The organism is Myxococcus sp. AM009, assembly GCF_013372605.1.
GTDB classification, from domain to species: Bacteria; Myxococcota; Myxococcia; order Myxococcales; family Myxococcaceae; genus Myxococcus; species Myxococcus vastator.
In genome coordinates, this window is sequence record NZ_JABXEP010000528.1 from 1 (window position 1) to 394 (window position 394).

The 394-nt window shown below is 64.0% G+C and carries 1 protein-coding gene; it reads left to right on the top strand.

All coding sequences use genetic code 11. The annotated features are described in order from the left end of the window. The coding region (locus HV824_RS36730; protein ID WP_217918086.1) for a hypothetical protein at nt 1–394 on the top strand (394 nt) is incomplete at both ends.

Genomic DNA, 394 nt, shown 5'->3' on the forward strand with positions numbered 1-394 from the left:
GTATTCCGATCCGTCACGACGCCGCTTCCTGCTGCTCGATCTCGTGCAGAACGAAGGCATCAAGGTCTACCCGCGCGAGAAGGAAGACGAATATCGCGAGCCGCACACCAACCCGTACCTGACGCAGCTTGTCCAAAAGGAAATTCGCAACCGGCTCGGTGCCGACGCGGTGATCGCCACGGCCGTCAATGACATCCCGGGCGTGTGGGTCAGCTTCCAGTTCGAGGGCGACGACTACTGGGTCGCCATCAGCCCGGACCGTTTCGAGCACGTGCCTGGCTGGCAATGGCTGTGGTGGTCGATGGCGGCGCTGGTGTTGTCGGTGCTGGGCGCGGCGTTCATTACGTCACGCGTGAACCAGCCGCTCAAGCGGTTGGCCGACACGGCGCGCGCC